Here is a 22,227-nt window from a genome sequence, read left to right on the forward strand (position 1 = left end):
CTGGGCATTTCCGGTGCTATCCAGCATAAGGCTGGTATGCAGGATTCCGAGTGCATCGTAGCAGTTAACAAGTCTGATTCCGCTCCGATCTTCGATGTAGCTGACTACGGCATCTGCGGCGACCTGTTCAAGGTTGTTCCGATGATGATCGACGCAATCAAGGCTGCTAAGGAGTCCAAGTAATCAACTGAATATCGTTCAGATTTGATAGAAAAGCCTCTGTCCGATGGACAGAGGCTTTTTGTGCTGTTTGGGTTCATTGTTCGGCGCCTACACTGGGATATTCAGGGTCGTGGTCGAGATAATATTCAACATGGTAAATCCCGTAATAATCGTTTACGATTTTGCGGACATCTTCGACGGATTGATTTGTGGATGTGTCGCTGTATACGCCACGCAGTGTTTTATACGGGTTTTGCTCGAAAGTGGTGATATAGTCCTTGGTTGCAGCCGGAAAATAAAGCGATTGCTTGTAATGACCCGGCATGTGTGCCCCTTTGGATGCCATAAATGCAACACATTCCTTGTCTGGCAGGTCGGACAGCCGGATTCCGGTCTGCATATATTCCGAAACCGGCGGTGTGTTTTTGATCGTTACAGCCATAATCGCAATGGTGGCGAACAACAGAACGAAAATTGCTTTGATTCGTGCGCTTAGCATGGTATCACCGCCTTGTCTGATATATATTTTATTATACTGTAAATCGGTTCGTCCTGAAAGTATAAATTTAGAGAAAACGATACCGTATCAAACGATTTGCACAGCCCACATCGTAGGGGAGCACGATTGCAAAGGATTCAGAAGGCATAATTGTTACGCTCATTATCCATTATCAATTCTCAATTCTGCACAAAAAAGAGGTACGATTCTCCTGAATCGTACCTCTTTCGCTATCCAGATAAGGATTATTCGTCCTTATTTTCGTTTTCTGCCGGAGCCTTTGCGTCCTTATGCGTCAGTACCAGCTTGTCGTCGGCGGTATCGAGCGTTACGCTGTCGCCCTTCTTGATCTTGCCCTCGAGGGATTCCTCGGCAACAAGATCCTCGACCTCGTTGGTAACGGCACGGCGCAGCGGGCGGGCACCGTAAACCGGATCAAAACCAGCCTTAGCCAGATGCTTCTTAGCGGCCTCGGTCCAATCCATGGTGATCTCCATATCCTGCATGCGGGCAGCAACCTTGCGGAGCATGCCGTCAGCAATCTGTGCAATCTCGTCCTCGTTCAGACGGTTGAACACGATGATGTCATCAATACGGTTGAGGAACTCCGGACGAACCGCGGTCTTGAGTTCCGCCATAACGTCGGCCTTGATCTGCTCAAAGGTGCGCTCTGCAGCGTCCTCCGGCTTGCCGTCCGCAAAGCCGAGCGACTTGCGGCCGCTGCCGGTGATCTTCTGTGCGCCGATGTTGGAGGTCATGATGATGATGGTATTCTTGAAGTCTACATGGCGGCCCTGACCGTCGGTCAGGATACCATCTTCAAGGATCTGCAGCAGGATGTTGAATACATCCGGGTGTGCCTTCTCGATCTCATCGAACAGGACAACCGAGTACGGATGACGGCGAACCTTCTCGGACAGCTGACCGCCCTCATCGTAGCCGACATATCCCGGAGGCGAACCGATCATACGCGAAACAGCGTGCTTCTCCATATATTCGGACATATCAATGCGGATCAGCGCATTTTCATCGCCGAACATGGCCTCGGCCAGTGCCTTGCTCAGCTCGGTCTTGCCGACACCGGTAGGGCCGAGGAACAGGAACGAACCAATCGGGCGCTTCGGGTCGCGCAGGCCGACACGGCTGCGGCGGATTGCCTTAGCAACGGCGGTTACAGCCTCGCTCTGACCGATGACACGCTGATGCAGCGTATCCTCGAGGTGCAGCAGGCGCTGTCCCTCGTCCTCGGTCAGCTGAGCAACCGGAACACCGGTCCAGCCGGAGATAACGGCGGCAATATCGTCCTCGGTGACAGCACCGTGCGACTTGGTCTGCTGGTCAGCCCACTCCTTCTTGCGGGCCTCCATCGCTTCACGCTTGGACTTCTCCTCGTCACGCAGCTTGGCGGCGTTCTCAAAGTCCTGACCCTTGACGGCCTCTTCCTTCTTTGCAGCAACGGCGGCAATTTCGTCCTCGAGCTGCTTCAAATCCGGCGGAGTGGTCAGGCTGGACAGGCGAACGCGGGAGCAGGCCTCATCAATTACGTCGATTGCCTTATCCGGCAGGTAACGGCCGGTTACATAGCGGACAGACAGCTTGACAGCGGCTTCAATAGCCTCGTCCGGAATCTTGATGCGGTGATGTGCTTCGTACTTGTCGCGCAGACCCTTCAAAATCTCAACGGCATCCTCGGCGGACGGCTCGTTGATCTGAACAGGCTGGAAACGACGCTCCAGAGCGGCATCCTTCTCAATATTCTTGCGGTACTCGTCAAGCGTGGTCGCGCCGATGACCTGTACCTCGCCGCGGCTCAGTGCGGGCTTGAGGATATTCGCTGCATCGGCAGCGCCCTCAGCGGCACCGGCGCCCATCAGCATATGCATCTCATCGATGAACAGGATGGTGTCTTTCTTGGCGGTCAGCTCTTCGATGACCTTCTTGATGCGCTCCTCGAACTCGCCGCGGTACTTGGTGCCCGCGATCATGCCGGTCAGGTCGAGCGAGATCAGGCGCTTGCCCTTCAGGGTCTCCGGTACGTCGCCGGAAACAATCTTCTGGGCCAGACCCTCGACAACGGCGGTCTTGCCGACACCCGGATCACCGATCAGCGCCGGGTTGTTCTTGGTGCGGCGGGACAAAATCTGGATGACACGCTGAATCTCCTTGGAGCGGCCGATAACCGGGTCCAGCTTGCCCTCCTTGGCAGCGGCTGTCAGGTCGCGGCCAAACTGGCTGAGCGCGTCCTTGCTGTCAGCGCCGCCGTTTGCAGCAGTGCCAGGCTCGCCGGAAACGCTGTCCTGTACGCCGCCGAGCGCCTCATTCAGCTTCTCAATAAGGATCTGCGGGGTAATCTTCAGATTAGCAAGCGCGGTCAGTGCCACGTTCTGCCCTTCGCGCAGGATGCCGAGCAGCAGATGTTCGGTGCCGACATAGCCGGTGCCCATCTCGTTCGCGGACTGTACGGACAGCTCCACGATGCGCTTGGTGCGCGGCGTCATGCCCTGCGGCGCGGTGGAATCCGGGGTACCGCGGCCGGACAACTCCTCGATCTGATGAACGAGAGCTTCGTCGGTCACGCCTGCGGCAGTGAGTGCCTTTGCGGCAGGGCCGCCGCCCTCACGCAGCAGACCGAGCAGCAGGTGCTCCGAGCCAATGTAGCTGTGACCGAACGAAGCGGCCGCTTCCTGTGCAAGCGTCAGTGCCTGACGGGCACGCTCGGTAAAACGGTTTTGATAGAACATAAATAACACTCCTTTCAGAGTAGGAAAATAGCTTGATTTAGGGGTAAAACGTCCTCGCAGGGGCGCACAATGTGCGTCCGGATTTCAGCATCGTGGTTGGAGTGGGCGCACACTGTGCGCCCCTGCGGGACAGGTGATTAGTTGAATTGAATCGGCTTTGTCGCTTCACGTAGGATTTCCGCGCGTTTCTTATCGCGGTCCTGCGGTGCGCCGTTCAGCATTGCCGGACGGATGTGCTCCTCCAGTGCGTACAGCTTCTGCGCGTCCATGCCGGACAGGAAACCCATCTGCAGACCGATCAGCACATCGGAAATGCACTGTACGGCTTCGCTCGTGTCGATGAGGTAGGCGCTCTTCATCGTGCCTGCCGCGCGGTAAATGCGGTCGCGCAGTGCGGGTTCATTCTGGCTGCGTACCTGCTCGCGCGCTTTCTTCTCTGCGTCGATGATGGTGGTTGCCGTTTCTACCAGCTTGTCGGTCAGCTCTGCGGCAGACGCACCGAGAGTAACCTGATTGGACACCTGATAGAATCCGCCGACCGCCTGCGAGCCTTCGCCGTAGGTGCCGCGAACGGCACAGCCGCGGCTGCCCGCGTAGCCAATGATGCGGTCCATCTGCTCGGTTACGGTCAGCATTGGCAGATGCAGCATGATGGAGGCGCGGAGACCGGTGCCGATGTTGGTCGGGCAGGCGGTCAGGTAGCCGAGACGCTCGTCATACGCGAACGGCAGCGCCGCTTCGATGAGCGAAGCTACACGGTTTGCGGTTTCGAGACATTCCTTCGGGCAAAGGCCGGTGCCGATGACCTGCAAACGCAGATGATCTTCCTCGCCGACCATGATGGACACGCCGCTGTCCTTGGAGACAATCAGCCAGCCGCCGTTCTGCGCCAGCTCGGGGGAGATGAGGTGTTCCTCGACCAACTGAGAGGCTTCTGTCGAACGGGGGATGATCTGCTTCTTGTCAAACTCCGGACCGATGGTCGGGTTTTCTTTCAGTGCAGCGAATACCTTGTCAGCAATTTCACTGTGCTGCTGTTCGGTCAGACGGAACGGATAGCCCTTGATATTTCGTGCAAGGCGGACGCGGCTAGATGCAGCCAGACCGGTAAAGCCGCCGTGAATCTCAAACATACTCATTTCTGTTCACCCTCCATTCTGCGGATCTCATCGCGCAGGCTTGCTGCGCGCTCGTAATCTTCGCTTTCAACTGCCGCTTTCAGCTGTGCCTTGAGGTCAGCCACCGGATCAGCCTTGGGCTGTTCGGGCGCCGCCGGTGCCGTGCCGATATGACGCGTTGCACCGTGAATCTTCTGTACATACGGATTCAGAATATCCGCAAACGTGGCGTAGCAGTCCGGGCAGCCGACGCGGCCGGTGCGGCGCAGCTCGCTTTCGGTCATGCCGCAAGTCGGGCACTTGCGCTCGGTGCCGAGCATGGTAGCGGTCGGAGCCGCTTCGCCCAGCATGTCATTCCACAGGCTGCCAAAGCCGCCGCCGAGGAACGAATGGAACGGATCGCTCCAGAAGTGGTTCATCGACTGAAAGGCGTTTTCAAACGCACCGCCGAGGTTTTCCTTCTGTGCACATTCCGGACACAGGTGCATCTCACGGGTGACACCGTTTACGGTTTCCTTATAATACATGGTAGCTTCATTCTTGCCGCATTTTTCGCATTTCATAAGTCAAAACTCCTCTCTAAGAGATTCTATACTATTATATAAGGTAAATTGGTTTGCTTTTTCATTTTCATTCAAATCCAGCTTTGCCGGATTTGAATACCGCTGCCCGCGCCGTGGCGGCGCGTCCTCGTTCGCTGTGCGAACGAGAGGGGGTTATCCGAAAAAGTTTCTTCGGAACTTTTTCGGTATCTAAGGGGGACAGCGTCCCCCTTAGACTGTCGCAACGCCCATTACCGAACATCGGTAGATGGCGGCGCGCAGTCTGTCGCGGTCGGTCTTATCAACCTCCGCCAGCGCACCGTCCGAGCAGGCGGACAGCAGCAGCTGACCTTCGCGCTGGGTAAGCAGCTCAGCGGAAACGAGTGCGCGTGTCAGCCGCGCCGCGTCGTTCTGGCTCAGCCGTCCGCCGATACCGCGTGCCGCTTCGAGCAGCGTGCGCTGCTTGTCATCCAGCAGACGGATAATGCGGATGAAACCGCCGCCGCCGCGCTGGCTCTCAACCAGATAACCATGCTCCGGTGTGAAGCGGGTCTCTATCACATAATTGATTTGACTCGGTACGCACGAAAACCGGTCAGCAAGGCTTTTGCGCTGCAGCTCAGCAACGCCGCCGCCGTCTGACAGCATCTCACCGATGAAGTCGGCGATCACATCGGACATTTTCATGGTGTTTCACTTCCTTCCGGGAAGGCACTCACTCATCTGACCTTCCCTGATCATTGTCTATATTGTATATCCGGAGGCGTCTAAAATCAAGAGAAAAATTTGACCATTTCTGACTATTAAAGTGAGGTAGATAAGGCTAACCATGAGTTTTCTCGCTATATCGCTTTGAATCACGATTTTTCTCGATTTTTCATAAACTGACCCAAATTGTGTACTATGATAAAAGTTACCAAAGACTAACCGCTTGTTTTTGTTGCTTTTTTTAAATCTTGTGGTAAAATGATAATTGTAAAATACATTTGGAGGTGCAATACCAATGGCATATGTTATCGGTGGCGGCTGCATTATGTGCGGCTCTTGCGCTGGCGAGTGCCCGGTTGGCGCTATCGCTGAGGGCGACGGCAAGTACGAGATCAACGCTGACGCATGTGTAGATTGCGGTACCTGCGCAGGTTCCTGCCCGGTAGGCGCTATCTCTCAGGGCTAATTCCTGAACACATATAAAGCGAAGTACAAAACCCTGTTCCGTTTGGAATGGGGTTTTTACTTTTGCCTAAAACAGCAGAGCGGTCGCGCATTCTTGGCACCGAATGGCTGGGGGACGCGAACTGCGTAAGCGTGTTCGTCATTTTCCGGGCGGCACCTTTTTCTGCACCGGCTGAGTGGGGTATTTGAACCGCGCAGGCGGTTCACCCTAACGGGCGGAGAGTTTTTCGCTGAACCTCAGCGGGGGGATTCGCCGTCTGCGGACGGCGGGAGCGTCGCGGCGCCCGCCGCGGGGGCAAAAAGGAAGGACAACCTGCGGTTTTCCTTCCTCTTTGAACTCCTACCTTTCCCTTGCTTGATAGTCCGGCGCAGATTGCCAACATGTGACCGCTGTGAAATAGGGGGACGGCAGAGGATTTTTTCTCTGCTACGGACGAACTACCTTCGGAGTCCGTCCTCTTGAGCAACCTGTTCGCAGGGTCAGATACCGTTCTGCTACACATGCGTGTTAATCAACGCAAGGCGCGGCATGACAGTGCCGCGCAAATCCTTGGCACGTTGTACCGCACGGCACCTACGAATTTAGACGTTTGGTACAATTTATCCTCGCAGACCCTGTCTATTATAACGCGCTCACGAGTTGCGCGGCACGGTCATGCCGCGCCTGCGTAGAGTAAACCACCTGTGTAGCAGTAATCTATCTGTGAACTACGAATATTTCACGAAAAACACGCAACGGTAACCCAACTGCCGTTCCCTTTTTCGGAGCGGTCGCCGGTCTCTGGTCTGCGCCAGACTCTCTAAGGGAAAGGGGAGATACACAAGAGGGTGGGCACTCATTTAATCCGCGCACGGCGCGGGAAAAAGGTTTAGCAGCCTACGGGCAAACCGCAGGTGTCTACCCTCTTGTGCGCCCGCGCGGCGTCAGCGCACATTTCGTTCGCTTCTCAAGCGGCGACAATATATAATAGGAATAGGCGAAGAAAAAACACTTGAAATTTCCGTGCAATATGATATAATGAAAAAGCTAAAATTTCAATGCCTTGCAAGCTTATGCTCGCAAGGCGTTCTTTTTTGCCTTGCGGCATAGACGGGGCAGAAAAATAATGTTCAAAATCAAGTTAGACGAATTAGGCTTCCTGCTGGCGTATCCGCTGCAGATCTTTGTGGTCGGTCCGTTCTGCCGATTTGTATTTGACGGACGCATGGGCGCGCGCACGCATATCTTCGCAGAGGGATAACAGGCGATTTCGGAAGGATCTGCTGGATAATGTCAGAAAATAGCGAAACTGGCAGAGTGCACAGAGATTGGATGCGCTGTTTGGTAATTTCGTTCAAAATCACGGAGCAAAAATTGAAATCTTAGCTGGTTCTTTGCGCGAAAAAGAGTATAATATTCTATGCAAAAGGTTATCACATTAAGAAAGGGTGGGAACAATGTCATATGACTTTCTGTTGACGATTGCGATCATCATGTTGTTCACAAAGGTATTCGGCCTTACTTCGGAGCGCGTGCATATGCCGCAGGTTGTCGGTGCACTGATTGCCGGCGTGCTGGTTGGCCCGAGCTGCCTCGGCTGGGTAGGCGAGACCGATTTTCTGGTAAAGGCCGCTGAGATCGGTGTAATCATCTTGATGTTTAACGCAGGTATGGATACTGATCTGGACGAGCTGAAAACCACCGGTTTTGCGTCCTTCGTTATTGCGCTGATCGGTGTTATCGTGCCGCTGATCGGTGGTGTTGCATGCTATCTGGCGTTCGACAATGATCCGACCGACCCGATGAACATGCTGAAGGCTGCTTTCATCGGTGTCGTTCTGACCGCTACCTCGGTTTCGATCACCGTCGAGACCCTGCGTGAGATGGGCAAGCTGAAAAGTAAAGTCGGTACAGCAATCCTCGGCGCAGCTGTAATCGACGATATCCTCGGTATCGTGGTGCTGACCATTCTGACCGCACTGACTGACCCGTCGGTAAAGCCGATTCTGGTACTCGGCCGCATCGTTGCGTTCTTCGGTTTCGTACTGGTTGTTGGTCTCGTTATGTACCGCGTATTCCTCAAGATGGAGGAGAAGTGGCATCATCATCGCCGTATTGCAATCTATGCGGTAGCATTCGCATTCCTGATGAGCTATGTTGCAGAGCGTTACTTCGGTATTGCAGATATCACCGGTGCATACTTTGCAGGCATCGTAATGTGCCGTCTGTCCTCTGCGCGTGACTACGTTGCAAGCAAGACCAACGTGCTCGGCTACATGCTGTTCTCTCCGCTGTTCTTCGCTTCCATCGGTATTAAGACCAACCTGGAAGGTCTGACCAGCACCATGGCGATCTTCGCAGTGGTACTGACCATCATTGCAATCCTGACCAAGATCATCGGCTGTGGCATTGGTGCCCGCATCATGGGCTTCCAGACCTATGATGCGTTCTCCATCGGTCTGGGCATGGTATCCCGCGGTGAGGTTGCGCTGATCGTAGCACAGAAGGGCGAGCAGGCCGGTCTGATCGACCCGCACATGTTCCCGCCGATCGTACTGGTCGTTATCGTTACTACGCTGGTAACGCCGATTCTGCTCAAGCTCGGCATGAGCAAGCAGACCCCGGCAAACACGGAGTTCAATGCACAGGAAAAGGTGCAGATGCCCAAGGTAAGCCAGCACTAAAAATTGAAAATTGAGGATGGAGAATGGAAAATGCTTCATCCGAAGGAAAACAACGTCCTGTATTGTGTGCAGGACGTTGTTTTTGTATTTGCTAAATTGCAGGACGGGGCACTCCGGAGTGGCTTCTCTTGCAACTTTGCCGCAATTCACCTTCTGGGGCACCCCGCCCTGCTTGTTATCGTCAGCATATTCGCCCTTGCGATATTGAAGCCTTGCGGCAAGTATGCTATAATAGTAGCGTTTAATACTATCTCTTAATGGAGGAAACAACATGAAAGCAACGAAGCTCCTGCCGATTCTGGCGGTCGTGCTGTGTGTTCCGGGGATTGCGCTGCGCGCGCTGCACCTGCTGAACGGTTTTGACGTAAGCACCGGCTTGCCGACGGCAGGCGATAAATGGATCTGGTTCGTAATCGCGCTGTTCGTTATCAGTGCAATTGTATATGCTGTGCTGGCGCTGCCGCTTAAGACACGCAATAAGGTACCGTTTGAGCAGCTGCTCGGCACGAAAGAGACGCTGTTCCGCATGGCTGCTGTCGTTGCGGGACTGATTATAGCGGCGGGCAGTCTGGGTTACCTGTATCTGACCATCACCACGGCAGAGCAGGACGTGGCTGCATGGGCGCGTGTTCTGGAGATCGTCTACGCAATCATGGGTGTGCTGACCGGCGGCTGCATGATCAGTCTGGCCAAGGCACAGGGCGTACAGATGACGGAAAAGAGCGCTGCAATGACACTCGTACCGCTGTTCTGGAGCTGCCTGCATCTGCTGGTCAACTACCGCATGACCTGCACCGATCCGAAGCTGGCGTCGTTTGGCTTTGGACTGGTAGCGGATGTGATGATTGTGCTGGCGTTTTATGAGCTGGCGCGTCTGCTGTTTGGCAAGCCGGCTCCGGCTATGCTGGCGTTCTTTGCCGCAGTGTCGGTCACCATGTCGGTGTCGGATATCGGCGGCTACGGTCTGGCTATGCTGATGGGCATTCCGTCCATGTGGTCGATCAAAATGGTGCTGCGCGGCATTCTGGCTGCAGCAGCGTGCGTTATGTTGGCTGCTGAGCTGTTCTGCCTGTGCCGCTCGGACGCAGCGCAGACGGCAGCCGAGGATTAACAGGGGAGGACACCGAAATGCTGTTTGTATGCTATCCCAAATGCTCGACCTGCCAGAAGGCGAAGACGTGGCTGCAGGAGCGCGGCGTGGCGTTTGACGAGCGTGATATCAAGCAGGACAATCCGACTGAGCAGGAGCTGCGTGCGTGGCACGAAAAGAGCGGTCTGCCGCTTAAGCGGTTCTTTAACACGAGCGGCCTGCAGTATAAGGCACTGGGGCTCAAGGACAAGCTGCCGGCTATGACCGAGGACGAGCAGTATGCGCTGCTCGCGACCGACGGCATGCTGGTCAAGCGCCCGCTGATCATCGGAGAGGACTTTGCTCTTCCGGGTTTTAAGGTAAAAGAATGGGAAGAGCGGCTGTAACAGCCGTTCTTCTTGTAAAAAGCTGTTGACAAGCAGGAGGAATTCCTGTATAATAAATCTTGCTTATCGGGCAAGATACGGAACGGTATCGAAGTGGTCATAACGAGGCGGTCTTGAAAACCGTTTGTCCGAAAGGGCGCGTGGGTTCGAATCCCACCCGTTCCGCCAATCACGAGATTGCGCGCGGAGGGTTCGATCGAGGATAACTCCGCGTACAACTCAATACCTTGACATGGAGACATACCCAAGCTGGTGAAGGGGCTCCCCTGCTAAGGGAGTAGGTCGAGAAATCGGCGCGAGAGTTCAAATCTCTCTGTCTCCGCCATGAAAGCTGCACTTTTTATTACGAAAAGTGCAGCTTTTCTGCATTTATAGATAGAAAACGATAACTTTTAGAACGACTTAATTTTTCTTGACAGCAATCGTGACAGCAACGGGCTAATTTACGGCTCCCAGACTGGAGATCAGCTCCTCCATACGGGCGGCGCTGCTGCGCTGCATTTGATCGCTGACATGAGCGTAGGTTTTCAGTGTGAACGCAGCGGTACTGTGACCTAAATTTGTCTGTACGGTTTTAATATCATCGCCGTTTTCTAACGAAATCGTAGCGAATGAGTGGCGCAGAGAATGAAACGTGTAATCGCCCATACCGCAGGAACGCAGCAGACGCTTGAGGTGCTTGTACACGGTCTGGTGGTTGAGTGCGCGGCCAAATTCATTGGTGAAAACCAGATCAAACGGATTGTTCCACAGCGGTCCGGCGGCTAAACGCTGACGCTGCTGCTTGGTGCGCTGCTTCTGAAGCGTAAGCATAGCCGTTTCCGCCAGAATAATACGCCGCTGCTTGTTCTCTTTCGGGTCAATGAGCGTATAGCTGTAATCACCTTTCTTGCATTTCTGCTGGAGCTGCTTGCGTACAACAAGGCTGTTTCGGTTCCAGTCAATATCAGCCCAGCGCAAGCCGAGAATTTCGGACTGGCGCATACCGGAGAAAATATCGAGGAAGAACAGATAATAGAATTCGTCCTTGCGGATCAGATCGAGAAACTGATTCAGCTCGGCAGAGGTGATCGCTTTGGCGCGGGTTTGCGTTACACGCGGCAGAGAGCAGAAGTCAGCAACATTGCGCTGTAAGATCTCATCGCGCTGTGCGGCGGTCAACAGGGCGTGCAGCGTGCCGAATACGGTGTGTACAGTCTTGGGGGCAAGTCCTTTACCGCCTGCGCTTAAAGACGAAGCAAAGCGCTGTACCTCGCGGTGGGTGAGGTCGGTCAAACGGCGAGTACCCAGTGCGGGAAGAATATGCAGCCGAAGATTTTTCTCGTAACTGCGCTGTGTGGAATCGGTCAGCGTGGCAACGTGAGTTGTCATGTATTCTGCGGCATATTCGGCTACCGTGATTTTACGCGGTTCCTGAAAGGTGCCGTTGTCAATACTGGAGGTTGCAGCACGCAGTTTCTCTGCGACTTCTTTCTGTGTTTGGCCGTAAATGGTATGACGACGAGGCTTTCCGGTTTCCGGATTGTAACCGGACACATACTGACCCTGCCAGCGGCCGTCTTTCCGCTTGGTAATAGAGCCGCTTCCGGCTTCACGCTTTTTATTTTTTCGTGCCATAAGTAAAAGAATACTCCTTTCCGGCACATACAGTTCGATTGTATGTCCATTATTGTAAACAGAGGACTCAAGCACATCATTGACATATACACGAACATCAGCAATTCGGTTCAAATCTTCACAATTCAATCGCATTTCATAACTTAAATCAGCGAAAATTTTATTGTTATTGCCCGTAGAATTCTCTATAATATGCTCTAGTCCAGCTTGGCGATTATCTATCCACCTACAAACTTACCCCCAGAGAACTTGCAATGAAAATTATCCTGGATGTGATCGAGAATACCGGAATTACAGCCACCGCAGGTATTGGTACGAATCTTTATTTATGTAAAGTCGCAATGGATATCTTGGCAAAACATATCCCTGCGGATGAGAACGGCGTGCGCATCGCAGAGCTGGATGAGATGACCTACCGTCAAACCATGTGGTCGCACCAGCCACTCACCGATTTCTGGCGGGTTGGACGTGGATACGCCAAGAAGTTAGAGGCACACGGAATGTTTACCATGGGCGATGTTGCGCGAATGTCGGTATGCAATGAGGATCTTCTTTACCAGCTCTTTGGGAAAAACGCTGAGTTGTTGATTGACCATTCGTGGGGCTGGGAACCCTGTACCATCCAAGCGGTTAAGGCATATCATCCCAGTGAAAACAGCCTTGGTTCCGGTCAGGTCCTGCATTGCCCGTATTCCGCAGAAAGGGCTCGGTTGGTGCTGAGAGAAATGGCAGAGCAACTGGCACTGGATTTGGTGAGTAAGAAGCTGATGACCGACCAGATTGTTCTGACGGTCGGCTATGACATTGAGAACCTAACTGATCCGGCACGGCGAAATCGTTATCATGGCCCAATAGTCAAGGATCACTATGGCCGCGAGGTTCCAAAGCACGCCCATGGAACTGAGCGCCTGAACGATTATACCTCCTCTACAAAGAAAATCATGGGGGCAGCTACAGCGCTCTTTGATCGTATTGTGAATACCGACCTCATAGTGCGGCGACTTAACATCGTTGCGGGGCGGGTGATTTCAGAGAGTGAGGCGATGACCAGAGAGGGCGAATTTGAGCAGATGGATCTGTTCACCGATTATGCTGCCGTTGAGGCTCGTCGAAAACAAGAGCAAGCAGAACTGGATCGGGAGCGAAAAATGCAGGAGGTTATGCTCACTATTAAGAAGATGGTGCCCATACGAACTATGAATTATCGGCGCATAGACCGCACGGTTGCAGGACATATTCGACCCATCCGTTACATCTGTACCCTCAGTCTGTGAGGGGGAACATCGTATAGGAGAAGGCGGCAGCGGGATGAATCTGCTGTGGCTGCAGATAAACTTTGCGCGCTTCCAAGCTGAGGAGTTTACACTGAATTTGGGATGGCCGCTATGCCCGTGTCAGCCTGCCCAGTGGAAACTTCAGCAGCACACACGCTTCTGTAACGGCTGTGTCGGCTGACAGAAGCGTGGAATGGGCTGGAACTTTAATCAGTTTTTGTGGATACAGTGGTCAAAACATCCATAGACTCCCTTGAGCCGCCAGCGGCTCAAGGGAGTTTTTTACGATAAATTCAGATTCCTCGATAAATCTCGATTTGCCCTTGCATAAAGAAAAAAATAAATGTATAATTATTAGACACTTGATTGTGAGGAGTGCAGAGAAGAATGTCCATTGAAACGTCGAAAAAGAAAAAAGGCATCCAGATGCCCCACACGTACATTATTCTGTTTCTGATCGTGTTGGTTGTCTGCCTGCTGACCTACGTGATTCCTGCCGGCCAGTTTGAGCGCCAGGAGGATGCCAGCGGCCGTATGCTGATTGTACCGGGTACATACACTCAGGTGGAATCGTCACCGGTTTCACCGCTGGAAATCCCCATGGCTTTTGTGAGAACTCTGGGCAGCTCCAGCGTAAACGAGATCATCTTCTTTATTTTCATCATCGGCGGCGCCTTTGAGCTGATTATGCAGACAGGGATGATCACCGCCTTTTGTGCCAAGCTGGGCAAGATGTTTGCGGGAAAAGAAAAGCTGCTCATCCCCATCTTCATTACGGTCTTTGCCGTAGGCGGCTTCACCATGGGAATGTCTGTGGAGGTTCTGGTGTTTGTGCCTATTGGGATTGCAGTGGCCAAGGCAGTGGGCTATGATACCATCACAGGTACAGCCATGATCGCCATGGGCTCCATCGTGGGCTTTACGGCGGGCATCTATAATCCCTTTAATGTGGGTGTGGCTCAGTCCATCGCGGGTGTGACTCCCATGTTCTCCGGAGCCTGGTATCGCTGGATTATCCTGGTGGCGTTTATTGTTGTGACCAGCCTGTATATTATTCATTACGCGGAGAAGGTAAAGAAGAATCCCTCCAAGAACCTGATGGGGAACGAGGATTCCAACCTGGAGGATGTGGATGTATCTGCGATTGAAGTGACCGGACGGCACAAGCTGATCCTTCTGGCCGTTGTCATCGCGCTTGCCGTTTTGATTTACGGCGTGGCCTACTTGGGATGGTTTATCACCGAAATGGCTACTTTGTTTTTGGTGCTGGGTGTGGTATGCGGTATTCTGGCCGGGTTCAGCGGCAACAAGATCTGCGATCTGTATGTGCAGGGCATGGCCAATATCACCTTCGGTGCGATGATTGTGGGAGTGGCCGGTACGATCAATACCGTTATGGTGGACGGCATGATCATTGATACCATTATCAATGCCTTGGCCAATGCGATTGTGGCACTGCCCAGCTCGGTAAAGATCATCGGTATGTTCCTGGTGCAGAACATCATCAACCTGCCCATCAACTCTGGTACGGGCCAGGCGGCAGCCACCATGCCGATCATGGCGCCTGTGGGCGATCTGGTGGGCCTGACCCGCCAGAGCACTGTGCTGGCCTTCCAGCTGGGTGACGGCCTGACCAATGCCATCTACCCCACTTCGTCCACCATGCTGGGATTTTTGGCTGCGTCCAAGATTCCCTATTCCGTGTGGCTGAAGTACGTCATTAAGCTGGTGATTTTGCTCAGCCTGGTTTCTATGGCCTTCCTGGCTTTGGCTGTGGTGATCGGTTACTGATCCGTTTAGAGCTGGCCGCCGCAACTGCATGGCGCGACGGCAGGATATTATAAATTTCAAAGATATAGGATGGGACATGCCATGGAAGAAATTCAGAAGCAAATTGCGAATATCGTTTCAGAGCTGATGCCGCAGCTGTGCGCGCTGAGCGACGAAATTTTTGATTACGCCGAGCCGGGCTATGAGGAGTACCGCTCCTCAGCTGCGCTGACAAAGTGGCTGCGAGCCCACGATTTTGAAGTAACCATTCCCTACGCCGGGCTGGATACGGCTTTTTGTGCCGTGTACCGCCACAAGGGAGGGCGGGCTGCCGGAGGGCGCGCAGTAGGATTTTTAGGGGAATATGATGCGCTGCGGGGCCAGGGACATGGCTGCGCCCACCATATGCAGACCCCTGCCATGATCGGCGCGGCAATGGCCCTGCGGGGAGTGCTGGAGTCTTCGGACCAGCCCTTTGAGATCCATGTGATCGGGACGCCCAGCGAGGAGTCGCTGGACGGAGGCAAAAACGAGATGGCCGCCCACGGCGGGTTTGACCATATTGATGTGGCCTTCATGGTGCACGGCAGCACATTGACCCAGCTGGAGACGCCCTCTCTGGCTCTGATCGAGATGGATGTGGAATTTCACGGCAAAACCGCCCACGCGGGTATTGCGCCTTATGCTGGGCGCAGCGCAGTGGATGCGGTGACCATGCTGCAGACAGGGCTTGGGCTCATGCGCAATCACCTCAAGGATTCCAGCCGGGTGAGCAATATTGTGCTGGCTGGGGGGACGGCAGTCAACTCCGTGCCCGATTTTGCCAAGGTTAAGGTAGAGATCCGCCACTCCTCCATGGCGTATCTGGAGAGCGTGGAGCAGTGGACCCGGGAGATTGCCCAGGCTGCTGCCATGGCGACCCAGACACAGGTACAAATTACCCCTGTGGCGCATATTTACAACACCACCATCAATGATGCCATGGGTGCGCTGCTGATGGAGTGTGCAGAAAAATTTGCGTGTGACGGAATTGCTCCGCCCCGGAAGGACTGCGGTTCTACCGATTTCGGCGCGGTGACCCACCGGCTGCCCAGCTGCTGCCTGCGGGTAAAGACCATCGAGACAGATGATCCTCCTCACACGGACGCATGGGTAAAGACCGGGAAAGAGGCGCGGGCTCATCAGGGCATCTATGACGGTGCTGTGTGCTGTGCACTGGCTGCCTTCCGCCTTGTGACGGATGAGGCTGCCTGGCAGGATGTGTACCAGTGTTTCCTTGCGCACCAAAAGGAGAATTGAGGAATGGAAGAACTCTCACGGGAATGCCTGATGGAGACACTGGATGTGTTTTCCGGGCTGAAGCGCATCGGCGGTTCGGAAGATGAGCACCGTGCCTGCGGCTATCTGATCAAGAAGCTGCAGGAATGGGGCATTCCATGCCGCGTGTATGAGTGTGACGGATATGTCTCCACTCCTATAGAAGCGTCAGTTACTGTAGAGGGGATGGATCAGACCTTTGAAGCCCTTCCCCGTTCCTTCTCCGCCCATTGTCCGGACGGAGTGACCGCCCCCTTGTTTTATGATGTCCATGCCCACGACCAGCTGAAGCCCAGACAGGAGCAGGATTGGTACGCGGGGGCGCGGGGCTGCATCGTGATTGGGGACAATTTTTATGAGGACTATGTTCAAAAGCTGCGGGGATACGGTGTAAAGGGCCTGATCCATCTGTGGACCAGCGAGGAGCCTGTGCTTCACTACGAGACGGTCAGCCCTGTGTGGGGCACCGCGGAGCCTGAAAACGGAAAAACCTATCCTGATTTTCCGGTGGTGGGCCTGAGAAGCTGTGACAGAGAATCCATACTGCCCTTGCTGACGCCTGGAGCCTGCAGCCGTACCGCGACGGTGCGCAGCGTACTGCAGTGTGGATGTGTGCGTCTTCAGATCCCTGTAGCCGAGCTGGCCGGTGAAACGCCGGAGTATGTGCTGGTGGGCAGCCACTATGACTCCTGGGATTATGGTGTGACGGATAATGCCACCGGGAATGCCGCTGTGTTGGAACTGGCACGGGTACTGTCCCAGAAGCAGCTGCGGCGGGGTGTCAAAATCGCGTGGTGGCCGGCCCACTCCAACGGACGGTATGCCGGGAGCACTTGGTACTGCGATGAGCAGTTTGAGGACCTGGATGCCCGTTGTGTGGCGCTGGTCAACATGGACTCTCCCGGCTGTATGGGAGCGCAGGAGATCGGGTTTTCCACGTCCGGTGTGGCAGGGGATACCCTTGGGGATATCCTGCGTCGGTGCACCGGGCAGGCTGAGGTGGTGATCCGCCCGCTGGGGCGGGGATCAGACCTGTCATTTTTCGGGCCGCGCATTCCCATCCAGGTGTCCTTTGACTTTTATCAGGCGCCGCCCAACCGTGGCCGCTGGCACTGTGCAGGCAGCGGCGGAGGCTGGTGGTGGCATTCCGTGGAGGATACCATGGATAAGGTGGACCCCCAGCTTCTGATGAGGGATACACGGGTGCTGGTGGAGCTGGTAAAAGAGTTTGCCGATGAAGCGCATCTTCCCTTTGACGCGGCAGGGTGTCTGGCGCAAATGAGAGATACTGTGGCAGACATCCGGACCCATTGCGGCGATGACTTTGATTTCGCTCCTGTAGAACGGGCACTGGAGGAGCTGGACAAGGCCTGTGCCGGGCGTATCTGCTTTTCCAGTGACAGACAGGCGAAGGAGGCAGGAGGCCGGCTGACGAGACTGCTGTGCAGTGCCTGTGATGAATATCACTTTGACAACACATTTGCAGTGGGCCTGCTGCCCGGTCTGCAGCTGGTCAGGGGCAAGCACCGCAACGACCTGCCACCTCAGGAATTTTTGTATTGGCGGACAGCCTTCCGCCGGCAGGTGAACCGCTTTGTATCTGAGTGCACAAGCATTGTCCAAGCACTGAACAGCGACGCGGACAGTGTGGTATGATAGAGAAAGGGGATATGGATTATGCAGACCAATATCAAAGAGTATGACGAATCGTTTGATCTTCCCCAGGCACTCCAAAAGAAGGGCACCAAGGAATATGGTTTTATTCATTTGGCCCAGCGGGCCAACGGTTCATGGGTGAATATTCCCATTATGCTGGCGGTGGGCGCCCAGGACGGTCCCACGTTGGTGGTGGATGCCTGCAACCACGGCGACGAGTATGAGGGTACTGAGGGAATTATCAAGACCTTTGAGGGGCTGGATGTATCCAAGATGAAGGGAAGCTTCATTGGAATCCCTGCCCTGAATGCAGAGGCCTTTGCCGAAATGAAGCGCTATAATACCCTGGACTTTGTGACCCAGGATCTGAATCGCATCTATCCGGGCGGAACCGGCCCCATGACGGCTTATGTGTGCAGCTGGTACTGTGAGAACATCATCAAGAAGGCTGACGCGGTGATCTGCATCCACGGCGGCGGCAACAGCGAGTATCTGGAGCCTGTTGTGCTGTACTGCGGAGAGGAGTCTCCTGTGGCGTATAAGTCCCGTGAAATGGCCCAGTGCTTTGGCTTTAAGGTCTTGTGGAAGAACACCCGCTACGCGGAGAACAGCGGAATTGAGGATGAGTATGCCTATCAGATGGGCATTCCCTGCATTACACCCGAGATCGGCGGACAGTGCACCCGCATGTATCAGCGGGATGAGCACAAGCAGATGTTGGAGACCGGAATTCGCAATGTGATGACCCTGCTGGGGATTCTGGAGGGCAGCGTGCCCGCCAATGAGGGCGTACACCACTATGACATTGATTATATCTATAACCGCAACGGCGGGATTCATGTGCCTGTGAAGAAGGCAATGGATTCTGTGCGTAAGGGCGACACGCTTTCCATCATTACGAACCTGTTCGGAGAGGAAGTGGATCGGGTCATTGCTCCCTTTGACGGTGTGGTCATCGGGTACTGGACATATTCTGTCTGTCCTCCTCATGGCTGGGTATACATGGTTGGCAAGCCTGTGGATGGGGAGTAAAGCGCCCAGATCCATGCATCCTGCAAATCGAAGTGCCAGTTGAGTATCCTAGATACGAACAGGGCAGAAGCAGAGTGGGCTGTACATGGCCTGCAGAAATGAAAAAGGGCACCCTTTTGGATGCCCCAGTCTGTCGAAAAAGTCCAGCGAAAGCTGGGCTTTTTCGTTTGTAAACGGGAAAAATGAGTGGTGAGGGATGCTGAAACGGGGAAAAATGGGGCACAATGACCGGGTGTCTGGACATGCTGACAGCCAGCTTAGCTGGTGGTTTTGACTTGAGCTTATGCAATCAACAGCTTCTTATTGTTGGATAGACAACTTGATTTTCTGATAGGTGTTCCAATCAATGAGGTTTTGTTTGCGAAGGACCTCATTGAAGTAATCAAACCAGATTCGTTTCGTCAAAGCCTCGCGGCTTGGTTTTCTCATACGCAGGCCCCCTTTGCTACAGTATGCCTGATCTTTTGGGCGGTCATACCTGGCATGATGATAAAAAATGAATCTGCTCATTTTCCAAGGAGCAGGGCCTGTGCGAGGGTAATTGGGCCCCTTTTGGTGATCGACTGCACTGAGATTGTTCCGTAGGGTAAGGTTGTATCTCATATACCGCTCTTGTTGCTTTGTGGATGGCGATGGAACATATATTCCAGATCTGGCTCTTTTGTGGACAGGATTCCCGCTTGTAATCTCTGGTTGCTTAACATATGCCAAAGCGACGAGCAAACGGGGAGGGAAATATCCGCAAACGAAAGGACGGACGCTGGGAGGGTCGGTACACAGTCGGTCACGATCCAGAAACAGGAAAGGCCATCATTAAAAACGTCCTTGGAAAGACGCAAGCGGAAGTCAAGGAAAAGCTGAAGAAAGCCATCGAGGAAAATGTGGGCATCGACTACGGACGGGCCAAGACCTACACCGTGGGTAACTGGTTAGAAGTGTGGTATGAGAACTATGCCAAAATCAAAATGCGCCCATCCACCTACCTGACCTATCATGGCTACATCGAAAACCACATCAAGCCGCAGCTCGGCAAGATCCCGTTGAATGATCTGACGACGCTGCATCTGCAACAGTTCTACAAGAAATTGTTGGCAGAAGGGCGAGTAGAGCGAATCGAAGCACAGAAGCAGCCCAAGGGACTGAGCGCCAAAACAGTGCGCAACATCCATCAAATCATTTCCTCTGCCCTGAAGCTGGCAGTCGAGCAGCGGCTGATCGCCCACAATCCGGCAGACGGCTGTGCACTGCCGAAGGCGGAGCGCAAATCAGATTTGATCTTATCATCAATTCCGTTGATAGAATCTATATTTGTAGCTTTAGAAATCCAGCCTTTTGATTTCAGATATTCATAGATTTTCTTTTTAGTGACTTTGCCTTTTTGCTTGGAAACAGGGTGTATGAACATATCTTTAATCAACTGCTTTTTATGCTCTGTAGAAAGCGGTTGACCATCAATTTTTAATGGATTTAATTCGTTGAGCAACATATACTCGCTATATAGTAAAGAATCCTTAGGCAGAACAGGGTCACCTGTGTAAGTACAGCGACCGATTAAATTGACGAGAAATGCTTCAGCTGAATGATCAAGATCAATCAGTTGATTAAAGTTCCACGGATAAATTTTTTCTTTGCTATCAGTGTTAGAACGAACAGCCCAGTGATGTGCTGCTTTATCATTTAGTGGACCGACATAATACGGAACACGGAATTCAAATGTTTTTCTAATCTTCTCAGCGGGAGTGTAACCATCGCATTGCTGTTGTGCTAGAAATGGTAAATATAAAGAAGCGTTTTTCAATATTGCATCTAGTTCGCGCAGTTGAAGCTGATAGGGGATAACTCCATTTTCAGAGCTTCGCAAACGCGGCAGAAAAGAACCATCAACGATTTTTTGATATATAGTTGCAATGACAGGGGATTTGGATTCCGCCATTTCAGGCAAAGACTTTTTTAGGAATTTGCAAAAAGCCTCCTGTGAGCAAGTGTAATCGCCGCTTTTATGATGATATTGGCTATAGGCAGCATAATTATCAAGCTTGTCCTCTTTGTCACAAAAATAGAGTTATATCGTTCAATGCAGTGCGCCTTAATATAATCTTTAAGTGCTCTTAAGTCAATGTTATTTTGCTTATATACAGCAATTTTGGCATCGCAAAGGTATCTGTGCGTACCGATAATTTCCGAAAAGCGTGCGGCATCGTATACATCTTTGGCAGCAGTAACTACGGATATATGATCATCTAATACCTCACAAAGTTCATTGTAATTTGCATCAAGATCATTTTGCAGCGTAATTTTCTTGGCATCTTTAAATCGGTCATCACCGAACAGGTTGGAGAGTGCAACAGACCTTCCTGCCAGCAATTCAGAAATGTAAAAGGGAGAAATTCCGGCTTCATTTTTGCTGGGCTTCTTTAGACCTTCGGTAAGTAAAGCTGCCTTTTCCGTAACTCGCATATTAGGAGTTTTCAAAATGTTTAGATAATTATCCATATTGTGCGGAACAAAATCCAATCCGTATGCATCTGATAAAAGAGTACAAAAATCATCGAACTTATCCCTTAAAGATGAGTCATTGTCCGATGTTTCCGATATTTCGTAGAGGAAATGTCCCCGTGATTTCATCAAATGATGTAGTGCAAGATAGACAAGACGGACATCATGCGAATCTGTGGAATGTGCTAATTCACTGCGAAGATGATATGTGGTTGGATACTGGGCGTGATAATCGCAGTCATTAAAATTGGAATCGGAGAATAGAGAATATTTAGAATTTATACTTTTATCTTCCTGCCATAAATCACTCTCATGCATACGGGCTAAAAATTGAGGATCCTTTTCATTTAATGCAGGAGCAAAGAGCATTTCTAAAATATCAAGACGTTGTTTTCTGCGCTGCAAGCGACGCCTTGCAGCACGATGAGTACGGCGCTCTGCAGCAGTTGATGCATCGGGGGAACAGACGAACACCCCACATGGCTTTTCCTTTAGTTTTTAGAACATGATACATTGTATCCGTGACGGCCCAGCCGACAGAACTGCTGCCGGCATCTATTCCGAGATAATAAGGAATCTGTGTTTTTTCTTTCATTTTCTTTATCTCCCTGATTGACAAATTGATGATTGGGGTGGATAATAATAGTGTACCAATGATTTACTACCATTAGGTATTACACTACAAGTTCA

The 22,227-nt window shown here is 52.7% G+C and carries 19 protein-coding genes, 2 tRNA genes and 3 pseudogenes; 15 read left to right on the forward strand and 9 right to left on the reverse strand.

Annotation, left to right across the window (positions count from 1 at the left end):
• Positions 1-183: pseudogene (locus C7386_RS08390) on the forward strand (acryloyl-CoA reductase electron transfer subunit beta); the annotation flags it as partial.
• Between the two features lie 73 nt (positions 184-256).
• Here C7386_RS08390 and C7386_RS08395 read toward each other — a convergent pair.
• The 5 genes from C7386_RS08395 to C7386_RS08415 all read right to left on the reverse strand — a co-directional run bounded on the left by C7386_RS08395 (position 257) and on the right by C7386_RS08415 (position 5,749).
• Positions 257-661 (reverse strand): hypothetical protein, encoded by a 405-nt coding sequence (locus C7386_RS08395; protein ID WP_116705277.1) that lies wholly within the window; start codon positions 659-661, stop codon positions 257-259.
• A gap of 245 nt (positions 662-906) precedes the next feature.
• Positions 907-3,402, reverse strand: coding sequence for an ATP-dependent Clp protease ATP-binding subunit (locus tag C7386_RS08400; RefSeq protein WP_116705278.1), 2,496 nt, complete (start codon positions 3,400-3,402; stop codon positions 907-909).
• 137 nt (positions 3,403-3,539) lie between these two features.
• Entirely contained in the window at positions 3,540-4,541 is a 1,002-nt protein-coding gene (locus C7386_RS08405; protein WP_116705279.1) for an ATP--guanido phosphotransferase, read from the reverse strand.
• Entirely contained in the window at positions 4,538-5,083 is a 546-nt protein-coding gene (locus tag C7386_RS08410) for a UvrB/UvrC motif-containing protein (RefSeq protein ID WP_116705280.1), read from the reverse strand. The genes C7386_RS08405 and C7386_RS08410 overlap by 4 nt, the downstream gene beginning before the upstream one ends.
• Positions 5,084-5,293: 210 nt before the next feature.
• The gene (locus C7386_RS08415) at positions 5,294-5,749 is read right to left on the reverse strand and encodes a CtsR family transcriptional regulator (protein WP_110435959.1); all 456 of its coding nucleotides are present in this window, start codon (positions 5,747-5,749) and stop codon (positions 5,294-5,296) included.
• Between the two features lie 316 nt (positions 5,750-6,065).
• Here C7386_RS08415 and fdxA point away from each other — a divergent pair, with 316 nt between their 5' ends.
• The 8 genes from fdxA (at position 6,066) to C7386_RS08450 (ending at position 10,700) form a co-directional block, all read left to right on the forward strand.
• On the forward strand, positions 6,066-6,236 hold the full coding sequence (gene fdxA / locus C7386_RS08420; protein ID WP_110435960.1) for a 4Fe-4S ferredoxin: 171 nt from the start codon (positions 6,066-6,068) through the stop codon (positions 6,234-6,236).
• A gap of 1,105 nt (positions 6,237-7,341) precedes the next feature.
• On the forward strand, positions 7,342-7,476 hold the full coding sequence (locus tag C7386_RS13735) for a hypothetical protein (RefSeq protein WP_275945093.1): 135 nt from the start codon (positions 7,342-7,344) through the stop codon (positions 7,474-7,476).
• Between the two features lie 196 nt (positions 7,477-7,672).
• On the forward strand, positions 7,673-8,899 hold the full coding sequence (locus C7386_RS08425; RefSeq protein ID WP_110435961.1) for a cation:proton antiporter: 1,227 nt from the start codon (positions 7,673-7,675) through the stop codon (positions 8,897-8,899).
• Positions 8,900-8,902: 3 nt separating this feature from the next.
• Positions 8,903-9,157: a hypothetical protein gene (locus tag C7386_RS13465; protein WP_147358774.1), complete on the forward strand. Its 255-nt coding sequence runs from the start codon at positions 8,903-8,905 to the stop codon at positions 9,155-9,157.
• A gap of 13 nt (positions 9,158-9,170) precedes the next feature.
• Positions 9,171-10,010 (forward strand): hypothetical protein, encoded by an 840-nt coding sequence (locus tag C7386_RS08435; RefSeq protein ID WP_110435963.1) that lies wholly within the window; start codon positions 9,171-9,173, stop codon positions 10,008-10,010.
• Between the two features lie 17 nt (positions 10,011-10,027).
• Positions 10,028-10,375: an arsenate reductase family protein gene (locus C7386_RS08440; RefSeq protein ID WP_110435964.1), complete on the forward strand. Its 348-nt coding sequence runs from the start codon at positions 10,028-10,030 to the stop codon at positions 10,373-10,375.
• A 79-nt stretch (positions 10,376-10,454) separates the two neighbouring features.
• Positions 10,455-10,543: transfer RNA gene (locus C7386_RS08445), tRNA-Ser, on the forward strand.
• Positions 10,544-10,609: 66 nt separating this feature from the next.
• Positions 10,610-10,700: transfer RNA gene (locus C7386_RS08450), tRNA-Ser, on the forward strand.
• A gap of 113 nt (positions 10,701-10,813) precedes the next feature.
• Here C7386_RS08450 and C7386_RS08455 read toward each other — a convergent pair.
• Positions 10,814-11,992: a tyrosine-type recombinase/integrase gene (locus C7386_RS08455; protein ID WP_165815513.1), complete on the reverse strand. Its 1,179-nt coding sequence runs from the start codon at positions 11,990-11,992 to the stop codon at positions 10,814-10,816.
• A gap of 212 nt (positions 11,993-12,204) precedes the next feature.
• Between C7386_RS08455 and C7386_RS08460 the strand changes: the two are divergent.
• The 6 genes and pseudogenes from C7386_RS08460 to C7386_RS13740 form a co-directional block, all read left to right on the forward strand.
• Positions 12,205-13,266 (forward strand): annotated as a pseudogene (locus C7386_RS08460) (DinB/UmuC family translesion DNA polymerase); the annotation flags it as partial.
• A 387-nt stretch (positions 13,267-13,653) separates the two neighbouring features.
• Positions 13,654-15,057, forward strand: a complete 1,404-nt coding sequence (locus tag C7386_RS08465; protein ID WP_116705282.1) for a YfcC family protein — start codon at positions 13,654-13,656, stop codon at positions 15,055-15,057.
• Positions 15,058-15,138: 81 nt separating this feature from the next.
• Entirely contained in the window at positions 15,139-16,335 is a 1,197-nt protein-coding gene (locus C7386_RS08470) for an amidohydrolase (protein WP_158574692.1), read from the forward strand.
• 3 nt (positions 16,336-16,338) lie between these two features.
• On the forward strand, positions 16,339-18,009 hold the full coding sequence (locus C7386_RS08475) for a M28 family peptidase (protein WP_116705284.1): 1,671 nt from the start codon (positions 16,339-16,341) through the stop codon (positions 18,007-18,009).
• 21 nt (positions 18,010-18,030) lie between these two features.
• Positions 18,031-19,041 (forward strand): succinylglutamate desuccinylase/aspartoacylase family protein, encoded by a 1,011-nt coding sequence (locus C7386_RS08480; protein ID WP_116705285.1) that lies wholly within the window; start codon positions 18,031-18,033, stop codon positions 19,039-19,041.
• Positions 19,042-20,006: 965 nt separating this feature from the next.
• Positions 20,007-20,393 carry a tyrosine-type recombinase/integrase gene (locus C7386_RS13740; RefSeq protein WP_243105758.1) on the forward strand — a complete coding sequence of 129 codons (387 nt, stop codon included), beginning with the start codon at positions 20,007-20,009 and terminating at the stop codon, positions 20,391-20,393.
• On the opposite strand, the pseudogene cas9 (C7386_RS13745) reads toward C7386_RS13740, so the two are convergent.
• The 3 genes and pseudogenes from cas9 (C7386_RS13745) to C7386_RS13615 form a co-directional block, all read right to left on the reverse strand.
• Positions 20,357-21,013, reverse strand: a pseudogene (gene cas9, locus C7386_RS13745) (type II CRISPR RNA-guided endonuclease Cas9); the annotation flags it as partial. The gene C7386_RS13740 and the pseudogene cas9 (C7386_RS13745) overlap by 37 nt on opposite strands.
• Positions 20,992-22,011: a type II CRISPR RNA-guided endonuclease Cas9 gene (gene cas9 / locus C7386_RS08495; RefSeq protein ID WP_367575342.1), complete on the reverse strand. Its 1,020-nt coding sequence runs from the start codon at positions 22,009-22,011 to the stop codon at positions 20,992-20,994. The pseudogene cas9 (C7386_RS13745) and the gene cas9 (C7386_RS08495), both read right to left, overlap by 22 nt.
• The gene (locus C7386_RS13615; protein WP_207655865.1) at positions 21,917-22,132 is read right to left on the reverse strand and encodes a hypothetical protein; all 216 of its coding nucleotides are present in this window, start codon (positions 22,130-22,132) and stop codon (positions 21,917-21,919) included. The genes cas9 (C7386_RS08495) and C7386_RS13615 overlap by 95 nt, the downstream gene beginning before the upstream one ends.
• Positions 22,133-22,227 lie beyond the last annotated feature (95 nt).

This window comes from Agathobaculum butyriciproducens, assembly GCA_003096535.1.
Classification (GTDB): domain Bacteria; phylum Bacillota; class Clostridia; order Oscillospirales; family Butyricicoccaceae; genus Agathobaculum; species Agathobaculum butyriciproducens.

Coding starts and splice junctions, on each gene's coding strand:
- C7386_RS08395 (WP_116705277.1), bottom strand. CDS start 661: ATGCTAAGCGCACGAATCAAAGCAATTTTCGTTCTGTTGTTCGCCACC.
- C7386_RS08435 (WP_110435963.1), top strand. CDS start 9,171: ATGAAAGCAACGAAGCTCCTGCCGATTCTGGCGGTCGTGCTGTGTGTT.
- C7386_RS08465 (WP_116705282.1), top strand. CDS start 13,654: ATGTCCATTGAAACGTCGAAAAAGAAAAAAGGCATCCAGATGCCCCAC.
- C7386_RS08455 (WP_165815513.1), bottom strand. CDS start 11,992: ATGGCACGAAAAAATAAAAAGCGTGAAGCCGGAAGCGGCTCTATTACC.
- fdxA (WP_110435960.1), top strand. CDS start 6,066: ATGGCATATGTTATCGGTGGCGGCTGCATTATGTGCGGCTCTTGCGCT.
- C7386_RS08475 (WP_116705284.1), top strand. CDS start 16,339: ATGGAAGAACTCTCACGGGAATGCCTGATGGAGACACTGGATGTGTTT.
- C7386_RS08405 (WP_116705279.1), bottom strand. CDS start 4,541: ATGAGTATGTTTGAGATTCACGGCGGCTTTACCGGTCTGGCTGCATCT.
- C7386_RS08440 (WP_110435964.1), top strand. CDS start 10,028: ATGCTGTTTGTATGCTATCCCAAATGCTCGACCTGCCAGAAGGCGAAG.
- C7386_RS13735 (WP_275945093.1), top strand. CDS start 7,342: ATGTTCAAAATCAAGTTAGACGAATTAGGCTTCCTGCTGGCGTATCCG.
- C7386_RS08400 (WP_116705278.1), bottom strand. CDS start 3,402: ATGTTCTATCAAAACCGTTTTACCGAGCGTGCCCGTCAGGCACTGACG.
- C7386_RS08425 (WP_110435961.1), top strand. CDS start 7,673: ATGTCATATGACTTTCTGTTGACGATTGCGATCATCATGTTGTTCACA.
- C7386_RS08480 (WP_116705285.1), top strand. CDS start 18,031: ATGCAGACCAATATCAAAGAGTATGACGAATCGTTTGATCTTCCCCAG.
- C7386_RS08410 (WP_116705280.1), bottom strand. CDS start 5,083: ATGAAATGCGAAAAATGCGGCAAGAATGAAGCTACCATGTATTATAAG.
- C7386_RS08470 (WP_158574692.1), top strand. CDS start 15,139: ATGGAAGAAATTCAGAAGCAAATTGCGAATATCGTTTCAGAGCTGATG.
- C7386_RS08415 (WP_110435959.1), bottom strand. CDS start 5,749: ATGAAAATGTCCGATGTGATCGCCGACTTCATCGGTGAGATGCTGTCA.
- C7386_RS13615 (WP_207655865.1), bottom strand. CDS start 22,132: ATGAAAGAAAAAACACAGATTCCTTATTATCTCGGAATAGATGCCGGC.
- C7386_RS13740 (WP_243105758.1), top strand. CDS start 20,007: ATGCGCCCATCCACCTACCTGACCTATCATGGCTACATCGAAAACCAC.